Consider the following 19,758-nt stretch of genomic DNA (forward strand, 5'->3'; position numbering starts at 1 on the left):
GGCCTCACCCGGTATGATGGAGCCCATTTCGCGCGGGAGCTCCCATGTTCAATCGCAACGCCGGCATCATCCTGCTGATCGCCCTGGCGGCGGGGCTGGGCCTGCTGGCCGCCCAACAGGTGTTCGCGCCGAAGCCGCCGGCCAACGCCCCGGCCACCGAAGCCATCACCCTGTACCCCACGCCGCGTGCGCTGCCCGACTTCAACCTGGCCCAGTCCGACGGCACCCGCCTGATCCCGGGCGAGCTGAAGGGCCACTGGACCCTGGTGTTCCTCGGCTTCACCTTCTGCCCCGACGTCTGCCCGACCACGCTGGCCGAGCTGGCCGGCGCGCAGAACCAGTGGGAAGCCCTGCCCGACAGCCTGCGCCCGCGCGTGCTGTTCATCTCGGTCGACCCGGACCGCGACAGCGCCACCCGCCTCGGCGAATACGTGCACGGCTTCCACAAGGACACCCTGGCCGCCACTGCTGACATCCCCTCGCTGGAGCGCTTCGCCACCTCGCTGGGCTTCGTGTTCCAGAAGGTGCCGGGCAAGCATTTCGACGAGAACCCCGAGGATTACACCGTCGAGCATTCGGCCAGCCTGGCCGTGCTCGACCCGCAGGGCCGCCTTGCCGGCCTGGTACGCCCCCCGTTCAACGCGCCGGCGATCGCCCGCGACCTGCAGAAGCTGACCGAGAAAACCGCCCCATGAGCCTCACCACCGCCCTGACGTACGCCCTGCCCCACCGCCTGCTGTCTTCGATGGCGCGTTCGCTGGCGTACTCGGACGATCCGCGCGTGTCGCGCTGGCTGATCGACACGGTCACCCGCAAGTTCAACGTGAACCTGGACGAAGCGGCCAACCCGGACCCGCGCAGCTATGCGACCTTCAACCAGTTCTTCACCCGCGCGTTGAAGCCGGGCGCCCGCGTGGCCGACGCCGATCCGCGCAGCCTGGTGATGCCGGCCGACGGCAGGATCAGCCAGCTCGGCAGGATCGAGGCCGGCCGCATCTTCCAGGCCAAGGGCCAGTCGTTTACTGCCGCCGAACTGCTGGGCAGCGCCGAGGATGCCAAGCCTTACAACGATGGCCTGTACGCCACCGTGTACCTGTCCCCGCGTGACTACCACCGGGTGCACATGCCGTGGACCGGCACCCTGCGCGAGACCGTGCACGTGCCGGGGCGCCTGTTCAGCGTCGGCCCGGCGGCGGTCAACGGCGTGCCTCGCCTGTTCGCACGCAACGAGCGCCTGGTCTGCCATTTCGACACCAGCTTCGGGCCGATGGCCAGTGTGATGGTGGGTGCGCTGCTGGTGTCCGGCGTGGAAACCGTCTGGAGCGGCGAGGAGATTCCGCACTACGGCGATCGCATCACCCGCAAGGACTACCGCGGCCAGGGCATCAGGCTGGAGCGTTTCGCCGAGATGGCGCGCTTCAACTACGGCTCGACCGTGATCGTGCTGCTGCCGCCGGGCGTGGCCGAGTTCGCCCCGCACCTGGACGCCGAAAGCCCGGTGCAGCTGGGCCAGGCGCTGGCGAAGCTGCGCTGAGGCTTCGGGAGTGCCGGCCACTGGCCGGCATCTCCGTTGATCCAACGCGGCGGGCATTGCCGGCCAGCGGCCGGCACTACCGGTGCGCGCGTTACTGCAGGGCCGGGGCCGGGCCGACGTCCATGCCGTCGTAGTCTTCCACGCCCTTTTCCTTGGCCAGCGCTGCGAATTCCTGGTTGCGGCGATCCAGCGACGCTTCGTCGTGGATCTCCACGCGCTCCACGTGCAGCACGTGGAACGGCGCGTCACCCTCTTCCGGCTCCTGCTCGAACAGTTCCACGAAGGTGTAGCCCTGCGCCTGCAGGTGCCCGGCCAGTGCCTGCAACGGCTCAGCGGTGGAGTGCACGAAGAAGTACCCCCACAGCAACGGGCCGTTGACGTCCCAGTCGGTGTTTTCGCGGAGGTTGGCGAACAGGTTGCGGGTGTCTTCGAGATCCATGTGGGTTCCAGGGGTCGGGGGGATTACTTGTCGCAGCCCTGCAGCTTCAGCGTCTGGCCATGGCGCAGGCTGTAGGCCGGGGCCTTCAGGCCGTTGGCGCGGGCCAGCGTCGGCACGTCGCACTGGAACTTCGCCGCGATGGCACCCAGGGTTTCACCGCGGCCCACCTTATGGCTGCGCACCGGCTTTGGCCGCGCAGCCGGTGCCGGGCGTGGCGTCGACACCGGCGCCACCGGCGCGGTCGGCACGCTGGTAGAGGCCGCCGCATCGGCCACCGGCACCACGCCGCCCACCGCTACGCTGCCGGTGTAGCTGGCCGCGGTCGGGCGCTTGATCGCAGCATTCAGATCGGCGGTGATCAGGGTGCGGGCCAGGTCGGCACGCGGGCCACTGATGCAGTTGCGCTGGTACAGGCCAGCGATGCGGGTGGTGGCGTTGATCAGGGTGCCGGCCGGGATCCAGCCATCGGCTTCATAGCGCGGGTTGAGGTTGCGCAGCGCGCGCATGTAGCCGTCGCGGGTGCCGTGGCTGCCCAGGCAGATGGTCAGTTCGTAGATGGTGGTGGACTTGGCCAGGCGCAGCGTGGCCGGCTGCGCGCTGATCTTCGGGAACTCCACGCCATACTGCTGCGGGTGCAGGAAGATCCAGGCCGCGGCAATCACCATCGGCACATAGTCCTTGGTTTCGCCCGGGAACTGGTTGTAGACGCTGTCGGTCCAGAAGCTCTGGCCGGCGCTCTGCTTGAACACGCGTGCGGCACGGCCTTCACCACCGTTGTAGGCGGCCACCGACATTTCCACGTTGTTGTTCAGTTCGCGCAGGCGTTCGTTGAGGTAGCTGGCGCTGGCTTCGGCGGCACTGCGTGCATCGAAGCGGGTGTCGAACCCGGTGCCGTCCGGGCCGAGGCCGAAGCGGCGGCCGGTGGCCGGCATGAACTGCATCAGGCCGGCGGCGCCGGCGCGCGAGGACGCATGCACGCGGCCGTTGGATTCCTTGGCGATGATGCCGAACAGCAGTGCTTCGGGCAGGCCACGCTTTTCCCACTCCGGCCACATCACCGCACGCAGGTTCTGGTAGTTCTCGTAGCTGGTCAGCAGCGCCGGGCGCATGTCGGTCAGCCAGCGGCGGATGCCGGCCTGCACCGCCGGGTTGTATTCGACCATGCTGTCGAAGGCGTGCCGCTTGTCGTTCAGCAGCGCGGCAGCGCGCGCGGCCTCGGGCACGTCCGCGGTGAGCGGGCCGATGTGGTCGGGGTCGGCTTCCAGGCGGTCACCGCCCTCGTCGGCCACCTCATCGCTGGCGGCCGCATCGGCGTCGTGCTTGAGCAGGCGCTTGTAGCTGGCCAGCAGGGTGCCCATCTGGCAGCCCTTCTGCTTCACGCAGTCGTTGAGGACATCTTCCATGTCCTCCAGCGCGGCATCGGCCTCGTTGCTGCCCTTGGGATCGGCGTTGGAGACCAGCAGCAGGGCGTCGCTGTAGCGCTTCTCGGCGGCGGTCATGCGCTGCTGCAGCGCATCCACCTTCACCTTGTCCCGGGCCGAAACCCGCTGTGCGTGGGCGTCGGGCGCCAGGGAAACCAGGCCGGCCAGGGCCAGCAGCGGCCAACCGCGGGAAATCAGGACAGGAACGGGCATTGATGGCACTGTGTGCGAAACAGGCAGGCAGAGTAGCGGCGCCGCCAAGGTCCGGGCAAGCCGACCTTCGGACCGTCACTGCCGGCGGTTAACATTGGGCTATTCATCACAAGGGCTGGACCATGGATCCGATTCTGCTCGGCAAAGGCATTACCGACGATATTGCCGTCACCCTGCTGCCGAAACTCGGCAACCGCCACGGCCTGGTGGCCGGCGCCACCGGCACCGGCAAGACGGTGACCCTGATGACGCTGGCCGAGGGGTTTTCGCGACTGGGCGTGCCGGTGTTCCTGGCCGATGTGAAGGGTGATGTGTCCGGCCTGGCGGTGCCCGGCAGCGGCGCCGAGAACCTGCTGCAGCGTGCCGCCGAGATCGGCGTGGCCGACTACGCGCCAGCCGCCAGCCCCGCCATCTTCTGGGACCTGTACGGCAAGCTCGGCCATCCGGTGCGCACCACGGTCAGCGAGATGGGCCCGACCCTGCTGGCGCGCATCCTCGAATTGAACGACACCCAGGCCGGCGTGCTCGATATCGTGTTCAAGCTGGCCGACGACCGCGGCCTGCTGCTGCTGGACATGGACGACCTGCGCGCCCTGCTCGGCCTGGTCGCCGAGGAGCGCAAGGACATCTCCACCGAGTACGGCCTGGTCAGCGCGCAGTCGATCGCCGCGATCCAGCGTTCGGTGCTGCGCCTGGCGCAGGACGGTGGCGAGAATTTCTTCGGCGAACCGGCGCTGGAGCTGGCCGACATCATGCGGGTCAACCACGACGGCCGCGGCGTGATCGGCATCCTTGCCGCCGACCAGCTGGTACTCAAGCCCAAGCTGTACTCCACCTTCCTGCTGTGGCTGCTGTCGGAGCTGTTCGAGCAGCTGCCGGAAGTAGGCGACCTGGACAAGCCGAAGCTGGTCTTCATCTTCGATGAGGCGCACCTGCTGTTCGATGATGCACCGCCGTCGCTGGTGCAGCGCATCGAGCAGGTGGTGCGGCTGATCCGTTCCAAGGGCGTGGGCGTGTACTTCTGCTCGCAGTTCCCCGACGACGTCCCGGGCAACATCCTTGGCCAGCTCGGCAACCGCGTGCAGCACGCGCTGCGTGCGTTCACCCCGCGTGACCAGAAGGCGGTGAAGACCGCGGCCGAGACGTTCGTGCCGAACCCGAAGCTGGACGTGGCCAAGGTGCTGAGCCAGCTCGGCACCGGTGAGGCACTGGTCTCCACGCTGCAGGACAAGGGCATCCCGATGCCGGTGCAGCAGACCCTGATCGCGCCGCCGCGCTGCAGGATGGGCCCGATCACCGAGGCCGAGCGCGCCCAGGTGCGTGCCGGCAGCCCGGTCGGCAGCCGCTACGACACCGCGGTCAACCGCGAATCGGCCGCCGAGCTGCTGGCCCAGCGCGCGCAGAAGAGCGTCGAGAAGGCACAGGCGCCGGCCGCGCGCAGCCGCGAGCAGGACGACGCACAGGAAGGCGGGTTCGGCCAGGCGATCAAGGACGCGATCTTCGGCACCAAGCGCCGCCAGGGCATGATCGAAACCATCGCCAAACAGACCACGCGCACCGTCGGTACCAAGCTGGGCAACCAGATCGTGCGCGGCATCCTCGGCGGCATCTTCGGCGGCAAGCGCTGATCTGCCACGGCCGGGGTCAGAGCCCTTTCCGCTGGAAAGGGATCTGACCCCGCTTCCCGTTCGTCATCCAGAAAAGAAGCCGTATTGCATGTCGCGTTGGCGTCCCCCCGCAGAAAAAAGCACGGCCCTGATCACCGCCTCCGGGCATGCGCGGCTGAAGGCCGAACTGGACGAGCTGTGGCGCGTGCGCCGTCCGGAGGTGGTGAAGGCACTGGCCGCCGCCGCCGCAGAAGGCGACCGTTCCGAGAACGCCGAATACACCTACCGCAAGAAACAGCTGGGCGAGATCGACCGCCGGGTTCGCTACCTGACCAAGCGGCTGGAATCGCTGCGCGTGGTCGATACCACGCCAACCGATCCACAGGCGGTGTTCTTCGGTGCGTGGGTGGAACTGGAGAACGTGGACAGCGGCGATACCAGCCGCTACCGCATCGTCGGGCCGGATGAAACCGATGCCGGCCTGGGCTGGATCAGCATCGATTCGCCCCTGGCCAGGGCACTGCTGAAGAAGCGGCTGGACGATGAGTTCTCGGTGGAGCTGCCCGGCGGCCAGTTCACCTTTGCGGTGATCGGGGTCGAGTACGCGCCGTTGTAGAGTCGACTGTCGGTCGACTAGCGCGCGAAGCGCGGCACAAACCTCCGCAGCCGGACGGCAAACGCACCGCGATCCTCATCGCCGCTGATGACTCGCCGGAGCCATCTGTCAGGCGTCCACGGCCTCGGAACGAAGCGCAGTCGACTGACAGTCGACTCTACATGGCCCCGTGCAATGGTGGCGGGTACGTGCGCCCCGCACGCAGCGGGCGGAAGTAGTCGGCATTGCGATAGAAGGCGGAATCCTGCACGTCGTGCCAACCCGGGATTCCAGCCAACGGCAGCGGACGCAGCTGCAGGGGATCGGTCACTGCCCGGCCCTCGGCGATGGCCGCGGTCACCGCGTCAACACAGGCCGCATCGGCATCGCTTTGCACCACCACGCACTTGCCCACCAGCAACCGCCCCGGCAGCAGTGCCTGCTCCATCAGCGCATGCCCGAACACCGCCACGATGGCGATGTCGCCGCTGTGCCAGCGCGTCGGCTCCAACACTGCAGGCCAGTCATGCCCATCCCATGCGCGCAGCATCGTGCCATCGCGCACACGCACGATCACGCCGGTCTCGTCGAACTGGGTCAGGGCGGCCTGCGCACGGTTGCGCAGGCCGGGTGGCATGGCCTCGATATGCCGGCACTGCTGCACGTTGAGCGCACGTTTCAGCTGCGGGTAGGCAGCCCACACCAGCGCATTGAACAGGTCGTGCCAGTTGTCGGCGCGGGTGGCGATGCGCCCCCGCGCGATGCGGGTTTCGTAGTGCAGCCCATCGGCCAGCAGCGCGGCATCCTGTTCGACCAGGCGCTTGCCCGGCACGGCCAGGCGTGCATCCAGCGCCGCGACGGATGGCCATGCAGTGGCGTCCAGCAGGTCACGGAAGCCCTGCAAGCCGGCGAACAGCGGATGCTCGAAACGCCGTGCAGCCACCGCCGCACGTGGCGGCGGGACGAAGCGCCGTGAACCGCCGCCGTCACCGGTGGCGGTCGGCGCGAGGGTCACAGCACCTTGAGGTCGAATGCCGGGCGGGTAGCGGCGGGCAGCGCGTCACCGTACAGGTCGTGCTCGTCGCTCTCGGTGATTTCCACGTCGACGAACTCGCCCACGCGCAGCGGCACCTGGTCGGCGTTCTGGATGTGCACCAGGCCATCGATCTCCGGCGCATCGGCCCTGGAACGGGCCACGGCGATATCGCCTTCAATGGCGTCGACCAGGCACTGCTGCACGGTGCCGATCCTGGCCTCCAGGCGTGCGGCGGAGATCTGCGCCTGCTTCTCCATGAAGCGGGCCAGACGCTCCTGCTTCACTTCCTCCGGCACCGCATCGGGCAGATCGTTGGCGGTGGCCCCCTCGACCGGCGAATAGGCGAACGCGCCGACGCGATCCAGCTGCGCTGCGTCGAGGAACGACAGCAGTTCTTCGAACTCGGCCTCGGTCTCGCCCGGGAAGCCGACGATGAAGGTCGAACGCACGGTGATGTCCGGCGCGATACGGCGCCAGTTCTGCACGCGCTCCAGGGTCTTCTCGACCGCGCCGGGGCGCTTCATCAGGCGCAGGATGCGCGGGCTGGCATGCTGGAACGGGATGTCCAGGTACGGCAGGATCCGGTTCTCGGCCATCAGCGGCACGATCTCGTCCACGTGCGGGTACGGGTAGACGTAGTGCATGCGCACCCATGCATCGAGTTCGGACAGGCCTTCGCACAGCGCCTTCAGGCGGGTCTGGTAGGCCTTGTTGCGCCACATCTTCTCGGCGTACTTCACGTCCACGCCGTAGGCCGAGGTGTCCTGCGACACCACCAGCAGCTCGCGCACCCCGCCACGCACCAGGCGCTCGGCTTCACGCAGGACCTCATCCACCGGGCGCGAGACCAGCTTGCCGCGCATCGACGGAATGATGCAGAAGCTGCACGTGTGGTTGCAGCCTTCGGAAATTTTCAGGTAGGCGTAATGGCGCGGGGTCAGCTTGATGCCGTAGTCGGGCACCAGGTCCACGAACGGGTCGTGCTTGGGCGGCAGTGCTTCATGCACCGCCTCCATCACGCTCTGGTAATCCTGCGGACCGGACACCGCCAGCACGTTCGGGTACGCCTCGCGGATCTGCTCCGGGCGCTTGCCCAGGCAACCGGTGACGATGACCTTGCCGTTCTGGTTCATCGCCTCGCCAATGGCATCCAGCGACTCGGTCACCGCCGAATCGATGAAGCCGCAGGTGTTGACCACCACCACGTCGGCCGAGTCGTAGGACGGGACGATGTCGTAACCTTCCGAGCGCAGCTGGGTGAGGATGCGCTCGGAATCGACGAGGGCCTTCGGGCAGCCAAGGCTGACGAAGCCGACTTTGGGGTTCAGCTGGGACATGGAATCGCGGGACTCTGGGGGCCTGGGCCCCTGCCGGCGTGGCAGGGGTTCCTGGGGGCCGGGGCCTGAAAGGGCGCCAGTATACCGGGGTTGGCGGCCATGCTCTGAACGGCCAGCCGCCCGATCACGCACAGCCGCTTACATCGTGCTAACCGGCACAGCACCGACAATGCAGCTCTGTTCCCAGCAACGAGGAAGATGACGATGGCCGAGTGGATCACCCTGGATACGCATCACGGCCCGGTACGGGCCTGGCAGGCCCTGCCGGACGGCACCGCGCGTGGCGGCTTGGTGGTGGTGCAGGAAATCTTCGGCGCCAATCCGCACATCCGCAGCGTGGCCGAGCGCTTCGCGGCCGAAGGCTATGCGGTGCTGGCGCCTGCGTTCTTCGACCTGCTGGACGGCACCGACGCCGATCCGGACGCCCTGCCCTACGACGCCGAGGGCGTGAAGCAGGGCCTGGAGCGGGTCAGCGCACTGGGCATGGAGCGGGCGCTGGAAGTGGTCCGGGCCGCCGCAACCCGGCTGGCCCCTCATGGCAAGGTCGGCACGGTCGGCTACTGCTGGGGCGGCACGGTGGCGTTGCTGTCGGCACTTCGCCTGGGGTTGCCGTCGGTCAGCTATTACGGTGGGCGCAACGTGCAGTTCCTCGACGAAGCGCCCAAGGCCCCGGTGATCTTCCACTTTGGTGCGCAGGACCGCAGCATCCCGCCGGAAGCGGTCCAGGCCCACCGTGAGAAACTGCCGCAGATGGCCACCTACGTCTATCCGGCCGACCACGCCTTCAACCGGGAGGTCGGACATGCGTATGATCCAGACAGCGCCGCCCTGGCGCTGCAACGCACCCTGGACTTCTTCTCGGAGCATCTTGGATGAGCGAATTCGAACTCGATTCACGCCTGGCCACCGATAGCGTACTGGTGGCGGAAGGACCGTTGTCGCAAGTGCGGCTGATGAACGACGAACGATTCCCCTGGCTGGTGCTGGTACCGCGCCTGGCCGGGGTGACCGAGTGGATCGAGCTGGATGGCGAGCAGCAGGACAAGCTGCGCACCGAGCTCAACCGCGCCTGCAAGGCCCTGAAAGGCTCCGACGGCGTGGAGAAGATCAACATCGGGGCGCTGGGCAACATCGTGCGCCAGCTGCACTTCCATGTGATCGGCCGCCATGACGGCGATCCGGCGTGGCCGGGCCCGGTCTGGGGCAGCGGCCCGGCGCATCGCTACGAGCCGGCGGCGCTGGACCAGCATGTCGCCTACTGGAAGGAACGGCTAGGATATCCGGCCCAGTCCTGAGCGTTTGCCGACCCGATGCGATTCAACCTCGTTGCCGCCGTCCTGCTGATCCTGATCGGCCTGTTCATGCTCGCCAGCAACCTCGGCTGGACGCACCTGAACCTGTCCAAGCTGCTGCTGACCTGGTGGCCGGTGGCACTGGTGGGCGTCGGCATCGCGATGCTGTTCGGTCGCGGCAAATAAGCAAAGGCGGCGCAAGCGCCGCCCTCTGCCCTGCCAGGAAGCCGAGCATGGCTCGGCTCCATAACCGATCAGGTCCGCGGCAGGGTCACGCCGGTCTGGCCCTGGTACTTGCCGCCACGATCGCGGTACGAGGTCTCGCAGACGTCATCGGCGGCCGCCTGGAAGAACAGCATCTGCGCCACGCCTTCATTGGCATAGATGCGCGCCGGCAGCGGCGTGGTGTTGCTGAATTCCAGGGTGACGTGGCCTTCCCATTCCGGTTCCAGCGGGGTCACGTTGACGATGATGCCGCAGCGCGCGTAGGTGCTTTTGCCCAGGCACACCACCAGGGTGTCGCGCGGGATGCGGAAGTACTCCACCGTGCGCGCCAGCGCGAAGCTGTTCGGCGGGATGATGCACTCGTCGGCGGTGATGTCGACGAAGCTGCCCGAGTCGAAATGCTTGGGGTCGACAATCGTCGAGTTGATGTTGGTGAACACCTTGAACTCGCGCGAGCAGCGCACGTCGTAGCCATAGCTGGACGTGCCATAGCTGACGATGCGCTGGCCGTTGGCCTGCTTGACCTGCCCGGCCTCGAACGGCTCGATCATGCCGTGCTGCTCGGACATGCGGCGGATCCAACGGTCACTCTTGATGCTCATGCTTTGTCCTGGGGGTACGAGGGGGCGCGAGGATTCTAGCAGGGGCCTGGCCTCGGCCGGCGGCCCCTGCCCCGGCGCTTACAGCAACGACGACAGGATCGGGATCGAGGCCCGCGGACGCTTGCCAACCTCCTCGATCAAGCGCTGCGCGGCGTGGCGATAGGCCTGGGCCGGCGCCGAATCCGGCTGGGCGACGGTGATCGGGGTGCCTGCGTCGCCCTGTTCGCGGATGCCGATCTGCAGCGGCAGCGACCCCAGCAGCGGCACGCCGTACTGCGCGGCCATGCGCTCGCCACCGCCTTCGCCGAACAGGTGCTCGATGTGCCCGCAGTTGCTGCAGGTGTGCACGGCCATGTTCTCGACGATGCCCAGCACCGGCACCTCGACCTTCTCGAACATCTTCAGCGCCTTCCTGGCGTCCAGCGTGGCGATGTCCTGCGGCGTGGTGACGATCACCGCACCGGCCAGCGGAATCTTCTGGGTCAGGGTCAGCTGGATGTCACCGGTGCCCGGCGGCAGGTCGATCAGCAGGAAATCCAGGTCATCCCACAGGGTGTCATTGAACAGCTGGGTCATCGCCGAGGTGGCCATTGGCCCACGCCAGATCATCGGCGTGTCCTCTTCGATCAGGTAGCCGATCGACATGGTGTCCACGCCGAACGCGCGCAGCGGCTCGATGCTCTTGTTGTCCGGGCTTTCCGGGCGACCGGACAGGCCCAGCATGGCCGGCACGCTGGGGCCGTAGATGTCTGCGTCGAGCACGCCCACGCGCGCGCCAAGCTGCTGCAGCGCCACGGCCAGGTTCACCGCGGTGGTGGACTTGCCGACGCCGCCCTTGCCCGAACCGACCGCGATGACGTTGCGGATGCGGGCATGCGGCGTAAGTCCCTTCTGGACCTGGCTGGCATGGGGACGGCGGGGGGAACTGTTCACAACGAGCACCGGCAGGGTCAAGGGGATAACCCAACATCATACAAGCTGGACGCAACCTGACTGAAATTCAGGATTGCGACGGATTCGTGCACAGATTGTTAAGTTCATGTTACGTTCGATGAGCACTGTTTTTGAGCTGCGGAGCCCGCTGTTCCGGCCCGCGCGATGGCGCATGCGCAGTGCCGTTTTTGTTTTTGCTCTCCATTGGAACTTCATGAAACACGTCAGCAATACCGCACGTCGCAACACGCTCGCCGTCGCCCTGATTTCCGCTCTGATGGCCGCCGCCCCGGCAATGGCCCAGGACAAGGCGACCAACCTGGACAAGATCACCGTCACCGGTTCGCTGATCCCGCAGACCCAGATCGAAACCCAGACCCCGGTGATGTCCATCACCGCCGAAGACATCCAGACCCGCGGCTTCAGCAGTGTTGCTGAAGTGCTGCAGCAGTCGTCGCTGACCACGGGCGGCCTGCAGGGCGGCCAGACCTCGGGTGCGTTCACCCAGGGCGCCGAGGCGGCCGGCATGTTCGGCCTGAACCCGGGCTACACCAAGTACCTGATCAACGGCCGCCCGATGCTTTCGTATCCGGCGCTGTACAACGGCAGCGAGTCGTTCAACAACATCAGCGGCATTCCGATCGACATCGTCGAGCGCATCGAAGTCCTGCCGGGCGGCCAGTCGTCGCTGTATGGCTCGGACGCGATCGCCGGCGTGGTCAACATCATCCTGAAGGAACGCATGGACGGCGGCACGATGTCGATCCGTGGCGGCACCTACACCGAAGGTGGTGGCAGCAACATCCGCTTCAGCGCCGCCAAGGGCTTCAACGCATTCGACGACCGCTTCCACGCGCTGGTCAACGTGCAGATCGAAAACGGCAGCCCGATCTGGGGCTACCAGCGTGACATCACCAAGCAGAACAACCCGGTCGGCTACACCGCGCAGCTGCCGTCGAACGACTTTGCCGTCATCGGCAACGCCGACAACAAGCTGTACATGATGGACCCGACCCGCTGCGGCAACGTCGCAGGCCTGTACGACGGCACCACCACCGTCGGCAAGCGTGCATCGGGCGAATCGTGCGGCTCGGTGTACAGCGCCGGCTACAAGACCCTGAAGAACGGCAAGAACAGCGGCCAGTTCTACTCGTCGATGACCTTCGACGTGAACGACAACTTCCAGCTGTTCGCCGATGTGCTGTACAGCAAGGAGAAGACCGAGTTCACCTCCGGCTCCAGCGCCCTGTGGTGGGGCACCAAGTCGGTGATGGGCGGCTTCTACGACCAGGGCCTGGGCAAGGTCGTGAACCTGCAGCGCGCCTTCGCGCCGGAAGAAATCGGCCCGGGCCACTACAACAACATCCTGAACTCCGATGAGAGCCGTTCCTACCAGGTCACCCTGGGCGGCAAGGGCATGGTCGGCGATTGGGACTACAGCGCCAGCTTCACCCGCGGCGAATACCGCCTGGACCAGAACCGCTTCGCACGCTGGAAGGACAAGATCGAAGGCTTCTTCGGCGACACCGTGCTGGGCCCGCGCCTGGGCACCACCGCTGATGGCTTCGGCATCTACAACCCGGACTACACCGCGTTCTACTCGCCGATCACCCCGGACCAGTTCGCCAGCTTCACCGGCTATGGCACCCATCGCAGCAAGACCTGGCAGAACCTGGGTCGCGTGCAGGTGACCAACGGTTCGCTGTTCTCCCTGCCGGGCGGCGACGCCGGCCTGGCCGTGGTGCTGGAAGGCGGCAGCGAAGGTTGGGACTACTCGCCCGACCAGGCCTTCGTCGATGGCAACGCCTGGGGCGCCACCGCCGTGGCCGGTGCCGGCCACCGCAGCAATTACGCGGTGACCAGCGAACTGCGCATGCCGGTGTTCGAATCGCTGACCATCAGCGCCTCGGGCCGCTACGACGCCTTCAAGATCGCCGACAAGACCGTCGACAAGGCCACCTACAGCATCGGCCTGGAATACCGCCCGGTTGAAAGCCTGCTGCTGCGCGGCAAGTACGGCACCGCGTTCCGCGCGCCGACCCTGTCCGATGCCTTCCAGGGCATGAGCGGCTCGTTCGCCTCCGGTCAGAACGACTACTACCGCTGCAGCCAGATGGGTTATGCGCTGCGTGACGAAGCCTGCTCGTTCTACAAGACCACCTCGGTGTACAGCGAAAAATCCGGCAACCCGGACCTGAAGCCGATCACCGCCGACGTGTGGAGCGCGGGCGTGGTGTGGGCCCCGGTGAGCAACTTCTCGCTGTCGGTCGACTACTACAACTGGAAGATCAAGAACGAGGTCAAGACGCTGAGCACCGACCAGCTGCTGCTGGCCGAGTACCAGTGCCGCAACGGCCTGCCGAACAACACCTCGGCCAGCTGCCAGAACGTGACCGACTGGGTGTCCCGCGACGCCGGTGGCAACCTGACCCGCGTGTACACCCCGAAGCTCAACGTGGCCAGCCAGAACCTGGAAGCGGTGACCGTCGGTGCCAAGTACCAGCAGGACCTGGGCCGCTTCGGTTCGCTGATGTTCTCGGGCAACTACACCAACATGCTGAAGCGTGAAGTGGTGCCGCTGCCGGGCGCGCAGAAGCTGGATCTGCTGAGCGATCCGTACAACATGTGGTACTACGACAACTTCGCCAAGGTGCGCGGCGATGTGTCGGTGGGCTGGGCCATCTCCAAGTTCACCACCACCGTGTACGCCAACTACGTCGGCAGCACCCCGAACTACCTGGCCTACACCGGCCGCAGCTATGACTACGTCCACGCCTCCGGCGCCAAGGCCGGCAAGTGGGGCTCGTACACCACCTACAACATGAGCCTGAACTACCAGGCGCAGGACGATCTGACCCTGTCGCTGATGGTCAACAACGTGTTCAACAAGCTGCCGGAAGGCCAGCGCTACAACTACCCGGGCAACGAATCGACCCCGTTCAACGACGGCTTCTACAGCGTCTACGGCCGTCAGATCTCGGCCCAGGTCAAGTACGACTTCTGATCCCGTCGTATTCCGGACTGCGTGTCTGGACCAGGCCCCGCTTCGGCGGGGCCTTTTTTTTGGCCGGTCGCGCGCGATGCAGCGGAGCACCGCCCGTCGCCGACCACTCCAGCCTGAATGCATGGCTAATGCACCTCACGGAGCGCCGGGGACGGGCCTCACCGCCCCATATGAGAAAAAAACATAAGAAATCAATGACATGGCAAAAGGCTGATACTCAACCCGGGTTTGCCGAATCCGCCATTATGACGAGAGCATGAATGGTTGACAGGCCAAGCTAAGTCTGTGTTAACGTTGGATCGTCGGCTTGTGAAGCCGGTGAAACGTGGGCAATGCCCACCAGGGACGGCGGCGGCTGCGACAGGCGCCGACCGAGGTTTGATTCATCAGGGGATCCACATATGACCATCCGCAAGGCACTCATCCGCCACCCGCTGAGCTTTGCGCTCACCACGGCCCTCCTGGCAACCGGCATCGCCCCCGCGTTCGCCCAGGAAGCCGGCAACGAGGCAGGCGGCAAGAACAGCAGTGCCACCAATCTTGATCGCGTCTCGGTCGTTGGCTCGCGCATCAAGCGCGCCGACGTCGAGGGCCCGGCACCGGTCACGGTGATCACCCGCACGGATATCGACCGTGAAGGTTTCCAGACCGTTGGCGACATGCTGCAGACGTTGACCCAGAACACCACCTCGTCCTTCACCGGCGACCTGGCGGTGACCGGCTTCACTCCGAACGCACAGGTGGTCAACCTCCGCAACCTGGGCCCCGGCTACACGCTGACCCTGGTGAACGGCCGTCGCCCGGCGCAGTACCCGCAGCCGTACAACCGCGACAACAATGTCGCCAACATCAACTCGATCCCGAGCAGCATCGTCGAGCGCGTGGAAGTCCTGACCGGCGGCGCCTCGGCCATTTACGGCTCTGACGCCGTGGCCGGCGTGGTCAACATCGTGCTGCGCGAGCATTACGACGGCAACCTGGTCCGCCTGACCACCGGCACCACCGCAGAAGGCGGCGGCGACACGGTCAACCTGGAACTGACCGGCGGCCGTACCGGCGATCGCTGGAGCGCGGTTTGGGCCCTGCAGTACAGCGATCGCGAGGCTGTCTACGCCAACCAGCGCAAGTTCCTGTCGGATCTGCGTGAGGGCCCGCTGGGTTCGACCGCAACCCCGGGCCTGTCGCTGATCGCGATCCGCGGCCTGGCCTCGGCCAATGGCCGGGTCAACCAGAACGCCTACTATCCGGGCCAGGCCAAGTGCGATGCACTGGGCTTCACCACGGTGACCACCGCCGCCCGTGGCACCTACTGCGGTTCGTACGACAGCAACGCGGCGCGCTCGATCTCCAACCAGCGCCAGTTCTACTCGGCCTACGGCTACGGCACCTTCGACTTCACCGACACCACCCAGGGCTGGGCCAGCGTCAACTATTACACCACCAGCGCCAAGGCCAGCGCCGGCACGGAGTTCTGGGGCACCTCGGGCGACAAGTTCAACATCCTGTCCAATGGCACCACCAGCGCGTACTACTACGATGCCGGCCTGCGCGACATCGTGCAGTTGCAGCGTGTCTTCACCGCCGCCGAACTGGGTGGCAATGAAGCGGCCAGCACCAAGTACGACGAATACACCTACGACTTCGCTGCCGGCGTGCGTGGCACCTTCGCCGACCGCTTCGACTGGGAAGCCACCGGTGGCTACGGCTACTACAACTACAAGATGGACCGCCCGCGCCTGCTCGCGAAGTCGGTGCATGACTACTTCCTGGGACCGGTGCTGGGCTACAGCAACGCCACCGGCACCGGTGCAGGTGTCTACCCGATCCACCGCCTGAACCTGGATCGCTGGTCCTCGCCGATCACCCCGGAGATCTACCAGTCCTTCGCGACCCGCGTGATCAACCGCTCCGAAACCAGCGTGGCGAATGCCGCCTTCAACGTCAGCGGCGACCTGTTCGAACTGCCGGCCGGCGCTGTTGGCTTCGCCAGCGTGCTGGAATGGAACCGCCAGAAGATGGACATGGTGAGCGACCCGCGCACCGACCAGCTGCGTCCGATCGACGGCCAGACCATCTACAACCTCACCAGCTCCGGTGAGACCCACGGCACCCGCGACCGCTACGCCGTCGGCGCCGAGTTCCGCGTGCCGATCTTCAGCAATCTGAGCGTCAACGCTGCGGCGCGCTATGACAAGTACGACGACATCTCGTCGGTTGATGCATCCACCACTTACAACCTCGGCCTGGAATTCCGCCCGTTCAGCAACCTGCTGCTCCGCGGCAGCTATGCCACCAGCTTCCGCGCGCCAGACATGCAGCTGATCTACGCCGGCGGTGCCGCGTCCTACACGACCGAACTGGACGAGTACTCCTGCCGCTCCGGTACCGGTCCGGGCGCTGCCCAGGGCCCGCGTACCCGCACCCAGTGCAACACGCCGACGAGTGACCCGACCAAGTACTCGGTGCAGACCCTGGTGGCCGGCAACCCGAACCTGACCGAGGAGAAGGGCAAGTCGTGGGGCGCAGGCTTTGTGTGGGACGTTACGGATGGCATGTCGCTGACGGTCGACTACTACCGCATCCGCCTGGAGGACGCCGCCGCCCAGCTGAGCAACGACTACCTGCTGCGCGCTGAGGCGGCCTGCCGCCTGGGCACCGCCAGCGACGGTCGCGCGGTCCCCAGTGCTTCGGTCTGCCAGAACGTGCTGGGCCTGATCACGCGCACCAACCTGCCCGGCTCGCCGGACGATGGCCGTATCCAGCGCATCAACAACGCCTACATCAACACCGCACTGCAGGACACCAGCGGTATCGATGCAACCTACAAGTACGCGCTGGACACCGACCGCTGGGGCCGTTTCAACGTCGACCTGGGTTACTCGCTGACGCTGACCAACAAGTACAAGCAGACCGCCGACGACGACCTGATCGATTACCGCGACCTGCCGCCGGAGTACTTCAATCCCGAGCGCAGCCGCGCCCGCGGCAGCCTGACCTGGACCAAGGGCGACTGGGCCACCACCGTGTTCGGCACCCGCTACGGCTCGGCCTTCAGCTATGCCGAAGCTGATGGCACCAACAGCGCGGGCGGTGCCTACTCGCGTCGCCTGGCGCCGTACTTCCTGTGGAACCTGAGTGTGGGCAAGAAGTTCGGCGAGAACGTGCTGGCCACCTTCCAGGTCGTCAATGTGTTCGACAACCAGTATCGCAAGGACAACAGCAACACTACGTACCCGTTCTACAACCCGTTCATCGGCGCAGACCCGCTGGGCCGTCGCTTCTACGTGAGCCTGCAGTACAAGTTCTGATCCTCGCTGCATGAGGTAGGAACGCATGGGAAAGCCCGGGTCTGAACCGGGCTTTCCTTTTTTGAACCGGCCGTAGCTACCGCTGGCCAGGACAAGGACCCCTGATCATGAAGAAGACCTCGCTGTTGACGCCGTTGGCCCTGGCGCTCGCCGCCGCCCTCCCCGCTGCCTTGCCGGCCGCCGCTGCGGGCGCGGCGACGCCCTATTCGATCGAAGACTTCGCCAGGCACGCCAGCTACAGCTCGGCCAGAATCTCACCGAGCGGCGCCTACCTGGCTATCAGTGTCGATCTGGGCGACCAGGACGTGCTGACCATCCTGCGCACCAGTGACCTGAAGGTACTCAAGGTCAACCAGCTGCCGGACAAGAAGAGCGTGGGCAGCTTCCACTGGATATCGCCGGAACGGCTGATGTTCAACGCGGTGAAAAAGCAGGGCGGCTACGCCCAGCCCTTCCCCACCGGGGAATGGTTCGCGGTCAACGCCGACGGCAGCCAGGCCCGCCCGGTGATCTTCTACGGCACCCGCGATGCCACCCAGCGCAGCAAGAGCGTGGGCAACGAATCCTATTCGTTGCTGGACACGCTGCGCGGCGATGACCAGAACGTGATCATGCAGGTCCGCTACCCGCGCTCTTCCGAAGGCGCAGGCACCCAGGTAGTGAGCGTGGACACCATCAGCGGCAGGCGCACGCCCTTGGCGCGCGCACCCAAAGAGAACTGCGACATCGCACTGGATGGCGCCAAGGAACCGCGCTTCGCGGTCTGCAGTTCCAGCCGCGATGAGAGCGGCGAATATGATGAGCGCAGCGAGCTGTACCGCCGCGACGGCACCACCTGGACGTTGATCAACGCCTCCAAGTCCGACGGCCAGCATCTGCGCGTGCTGCGCACCAGCGCCGACGGTACCGTCTACGCCGAACAGGATGATGGCAAGGTCCCATCGGCAATCGGCACGCTGGACACCGGCAGTGGCCAGTTCCAGAAGCTGTTCCAGGATCCTGTCAGCGAAGTCTCGCAGATGATGTGGAGCACTGATGACAAGCGCCTGATCGGCGTGGTCAACCAGGCCGGCAGCCCCAAGGTCACCCTGCTGGATGAGGACCACCCCGATGCCGCGCTGTACCAGTCGCTGGCCCAGGCATTTCCCGGGCAGATGGTGCAGTTCTCCAGTTCCACCGAAGATGGCAACCGCATCCTGGTGTCGGTTTACAGCGACACCAATCCAGGGGAGCTGTACCTGTTCGACCGCAAGACCGGCCAGGCCCGTTTCCTGCTGCAGGGCCGAGACTGGCTTGATCCCAAGCGCATGGCCAGCGTCACCCCGTTCACCGTCAAGGCACGGGACGGCCAGCTGCTGCATGGTTACCTGACCGTTCCGCAGGGGGCGCAAGGCAAGCGCCTGCCAATGATCGTCAACCCGCACGGCGGCCCGATCGGCCCGCGCGACAACTGGGGCTTCAATCCCGAGGCGCAGCTGCTGGCGAGCCGTGGCTATGCCGTCCTGCAGGTCAACTTCCGTGGCTCTGGTGGCTATGGCAAGGCCTTCGAGAACGCGGGTCACCGGCAATGGGCCGACGGCATCCAGAACGACATCCTCGATGCCACGCATTGGGCCATCGACCAGGGGGTGGCTGACAAGGACCGCCTGTGCATCTATGGCGGCAGCTTCGGTGGCTACTCTGCACTGATGGCGCCCATCCGCGAGCCAGGCCTGTTCAAGTGTGCTTTCGGCTACGTCGGGGTATACGACGTGGACATGCTGTTCAAGAAGGGCGATATCCCGCAGCGCGAGTCCGGTCAGCGCTATCTGCGCCGCACCCATGGCACCGACGTGGCCGAATGGAACAAGGTCTCGCCCGCCCGCCGGGCCGGTGAGGTCAGGATTCCGGTATTCCTGGCCGCAGGTGCCCGCGACATGCGCGCCGTGCCCGAACAGACCGAGCTGATGGCCAAGGCACTCACCGATGCCGGCAACCCTCCGGAAGGCGTGATCATCCAGTCCGGTGAAATGCATGGCTTCTACGACGTTCCGGCCCGGGTAAATCTGTACTCGAAGATGCTCGACTTCTTCGGCCGGCATATCGGCACGCCCGCACGCTGAACGAACCGGGGCAGCACGCCTGCCCCGTGTTTCCTTTGGCACAATGACCTACGCCGCATGTCCCGAAGCGCGCTCCGCCCGATGATTGGGGGCACGCGGTCCCCTTGCTG

The 19,758-nt window shown here is 66.0% G+C and carries 16 protein-coding genes; 10 read left to right on the forward strand and 6 right to left on the reverse strand.

All coding sequences use genetic code 11. From position 1 onward, the window contains the following. Positions 1-44 precede the first annotated feature (44 nt). Complete coding sequence (locus AC5P9I_RS02000; RefSeq protein ID WP_049470633.1) at positions 45-695, forward strand: SCO family protein; 651 nt, start codon at positions 45-47, stop codon at positions 693-695. Beyond that, positions 692-1,534: an archaetidylserine decarboxylase gene (asd, locus tag AC5P9I_RS02005; RefSeq protein ID WP_049470630.1), complete on the forward strand. Its 843-nt coding sequence runs from the start codon at positions 692-694 to the stop codon at positions 1,532-1,534. Before AC5P9I_RS02000 ends, asd begins: the two co-directional genes overlap by 4 nt. Positions 1,535-1,625: 91 nt before the next feature. On the opposite strand, the gene AC5P9I_RS02010 is transcribed toward asd, so the two are convergent. Together AC5P9I_RS02010 and AC5P9I_RS02015 are read right to left on the reverse strand one after the other, a co-directional pair. Further along, the gene (locus AC5P9I_RS02010) at positions 1,626-1,973 is read right to left on the reverse strand and encodes a ribonuclease E inhibitor RraB (protein ID WP_049470627.1); all 348 of its coding nucleotides are present in this window, start codon (positions 1,971-1,973) and stop codon (positions 1,626-1,628) included. Positions 1,974-1,996: 23 nt separating this feature from the next. Beyond that, positions 1,997-3,607, reverse strand: coding sequence for a transglycosylase SLT domain-containing protein (locus AC5P9I_RS02015; RefSeq protein WP_235644518.1), 1,611 nt, complete (start codon positions 3,605-3,607; stop codon positions 1,997-1,999). A 122-nt stretch (positions 3,608-3,729) separates the two neighbouring features. On the opposite strand from AC5P9I_RS02015, the gene AC5P9I_RS02020 reads away from it, so the two are divergent. Together AC5P9I_RS02020 and greB are read left to right on the forward strand one after the other, a co-directional pair. Beyond that, the gene (locus AC5P9I_RS02020; RefSeq protein WP_235644521.1) at positions 3,730-5,235 is read left to right on the forward strand and encodes a helicase HerA-like domain-containing protein; all 1,506 of its coding nucleotides are present in this window, start codon (positions 3,730-3,732) and stop codon (positions 5,233-5,235) included. Between the two features lie 88 nt (positions 5,236-5,323). Further along, positions 5,324-5,830 (forward strand): transcription elongation factor GreB, encoded by a 507-nt coding sequence (gene greB, locus AC5P9I_RS02025; protein WP_049470619.1) that lies wholly within the window; start codon positions 5,324-5,326, stop codon positions 5,828-5,830. Between the two features lie 157 nt (positions 5,831-5,987). On the opposite strand, the gene AC5P9I_RS02030 is transcribed toward greB, so the two are convergent. Both AC5P9I_RS02030 and rimO read right to left on the reverse strand, forming a co-directional pair. Continuing rightward, positions 5,988-6,824: a DUF3025 domain-containing protein gene (locus tag AC5P9I_RS02030; protein WP_049470616.1), complete on the reverse strand. Its 837-nt coding sequence runs from the start codon at positions 6,822-6,824 to the stop codon at positions 5,988-5,990. Continuing rightward, positions 6,821-8,182 carry a 30S ribosomal protein S12 methylthiotransferase RimO gene (gene rimO / locus AC5P9I_RS02035; protein WP_049470615.1) on the reverse strand — a complete coding sequence of 454 codons (1,362 nt, stop codon included), beginning with the start codon at positions 8,180-8,182 and terminating at the stop codon, positions 6,821-6,823. Before rimO ends, AC5P9I_RS02030 begins: the two co-directional genes overlap by 4 nt. A 204-nt stretch (positions 8,183-8,386) precedes the next feature. On the opposite strand from rimO, the gene AC5P9I_RS02040 reads away from it, so the two are divergent. The 3 genes from AC5P9I_RS02040 to AC5P9I_RS02050 are packed head-to-tail and all read left to right on the forward strand — an operon-like array spanning position 8,387 to position 9,660. Beyond that, complete coding sequence (locus AC5P9I_RS02040; protein ID WP_130767860.1) at positions 8,387-9,058, forward strand: dienelactone hydrolase family protein; 672 nt, start codon at positions 8,387-8,389, stop codon at positions 9,056-9,058. Further along, positions 9,055-9,477 carry an HIT domain-containing protein gene (locus tag AC5P9I_RS02045; RefSeq protein WP_014037994.1) on the forward strand — a complete coding sequence of 141 codons (423 nt, stop codon included), beginning with the start codon at positions 9,055-9,057 and terminating at the stop codon, positions 9,475-9,477. Before AC5P9I_RS02040 ends, AC5P9I_RS02045 begins: the two co-directional genes overlap by 4 nt. Before the next feature lie 15 nt (positions 9,478-9,492). After that, positions 9,493-9,660 (forward strand): LiaI-LiaF-like domain-containing protein, encoded by a 168-nt coding sequence (locus AC5P9I_RS02050; RefSeq protein ID WP_005418011.1) that lies wholly within the window; start codon positions 9,493-9,495, stop codon positions 9,658-9,660. A 68-nt stretch (positions 9,661-9,728) separates the two neighbouring features. Here the strand turns inward: AC5P9I_RS02050 and dcd are convergent, their stop codons facing one another. After that, a complete protein-coding gene (gene dcd, locus AC5P9I_RS02055) occupies positions 9,729-10,301 on the reverse strand; it encodes a dCTP deaminase (protein ID WP_014037995.1) in 573 nt (190 codons plus the stop codon). Positions 10,302-10,379: 78 nt separating this feature from the next. Next, positions 10,380-11,234, reverse strand: coding sequence for an iron-sulfur cluster carrier protein ApbC (gene apbC, locus AC5P9I_RS02060; protein WP_049470685.1), 855 nt, complete (start codon positions 11,232-11,234; stop codon positions 10,380-10,382). 214 nt (positions 11,235-11,448) lie between these two features. On the opposite strand from apbC, the gene AC5P9I_RS02065 reads away from it, so the two are divergent. The 3 genes from AC5P9I_RS02065 (at position 11,449) to AC5P9I_RS02075 (ending at position 19,648) form a co-directional block, all read left to right on the forward strand. Then, positions 11,449-14,238 carry a TonB-dependent receptor plug domain-containing protein gene (locus tag AC5P9I_RS02065; RefSeq protein ID WP_049470610.1) on the forward strand — a complete coding sequence of 930 codons (2,790 nt, stop codon included), beginning with the start codon at positions 11,449-11,451 and terminating at the stop codon, positions 14,236-14,238. Between the two features lie 401 nt (positions 14,239-14,639). Next, the gene (locus tag AC5P9I_RS02070) at positions 14,640-17,546 is read left to right on the forward strand and encodes a TonB-dependent receptor domain-containing protein (RefSeq protein WP_049470608.1); all 2,907 of its coding nucleotides are present in this window, start codon (positions 14,640-14,642) and stop codon (positions 17,544-17,546) included. A gap of 107 nt (positions 17,547-17,653) precedes the next feature. Beyond that, positions 17,654-19,648, forward strand: a complete 1,995-nt coding sequence (locus AC5P9I_RS02075; RefSeq protein ID WP_064238945.1) for an alpha/beta hydrolase family protein — start codon at positions 17,654-17,656, stop codon at positions 19,646-19,648. Positions 19,649-19,758: the final 110 nt, after the last annotated feature.

Source organism: Stenotrophomonas sp. YJH_SMC_29 (assembly GCF_059371235.1).

What these genes read in the sequence shown, in the direction of transcription:
- AC5P9I_RS02000 (WP_049470633.1), top strand. Translation starts at nt 45, where the DNA reads ATGTTCAATCGCAACGCCGGCATCATCCTGCTGATCGCCCTGGCGGCG.
- asd (WP_049470630.1), top strand. Translation starts at nt 692, where the DNA reads ATGAGCCTCACCACCGCCCTGACGTACGCCCTGCCCCACCGCCTGCTG.
- AC5P9I_RS02010 (WP_049470627.1), bottom strand. Translation starts at nt 1,973, where the DNA reads ATGGATCTCGAAGACACCCGCAACCTGTTCGCCAACCTCCGCGAAAAC.
- AC5P9I_RS02015 (WP_235644518.1), bottom strand. Translation starts at nt 3,607, where the DNA reads ATGCCCGTTCCTGTCCTGATTTCCCGCGGTTGGCCGCTGCTGGCCCTG.
- AC5P9I_RS02020 (WP_235644521.1), top strand. Translation starts at nt 3,730, where the DNA reads ATGGATCCGATTCTGCTCGGCAAAGGCATTACCGACGATATTGCCGTC.
- greB (WP_049470619.1), top strand. Translation starts at nt 5,324, where the DNA reads ATGTCGCGTTGGCGTCCCCCCGCAGAAAAAAGCACGGCCCTGATCACC.
- rimO (WP_049470615.1), bottom strand. Translation starts at nt 8,182, where the DNA reads ATGTCCCAGCTGAACCCCAAAGTCGGCTTCGTCAGCCTTGGCTGCCCG.
- AC5P9I_RS02040 (WP_130767860.1), top strand. Translation starts at nt 8,387, where the DNA reads ATGGCCGAGTGGATCACCCTGGATACGCATCACGGCCCGGTACGGGCC.
- AC5P9I_RS02045 (WP_014037994.1), top strand. Translation starts at nt 9,055, where the DNA reads ATGAGCGAATTCGAACTCGATTCACGCCTGGCCACCGATAGCGTACTG.
- AC5P9I_RS02050 (WP_005418011.1), top strand. Translation starts at nt 9,493, where the DNA reads ATGCGATTCAACCTCGTTGCCGCCGTCCTGCTGATCCTGATCGGCCTG.
- dcd (WP_014037995.1), bottom strand. Translation starts at nt 10,301, where the DNA reads ATGAGCATCAAGAGTGACCGTTGGATCCGCCGCATGTCCGAGCAGCAC.
- AC5P9I_RS02065 (WP_049470610.1), top strand. Translation starts at nt 11,449, where the DNA reads ATGAAACACGTCAGCAATACCGCACGTCGCAACACGCTCGCCGTCGCC.
- AC5P9I_RS02070 (WP_049470608.1), top strand. Translation starts at nt 14,640, where the DNA reads ATGACCATCCGCAAGGCACTCATCCGCCACCCGCTGAGCTTTGCGCTC.
- AC5P9I_RS02075 (WP_064238945.1), top strand. Translation starts at nt 17,654, where the DNA reads ATGAAGAAGACCTCGCTGTTGACGCCGTTGGCCCTGGCGCTCGCCGCC.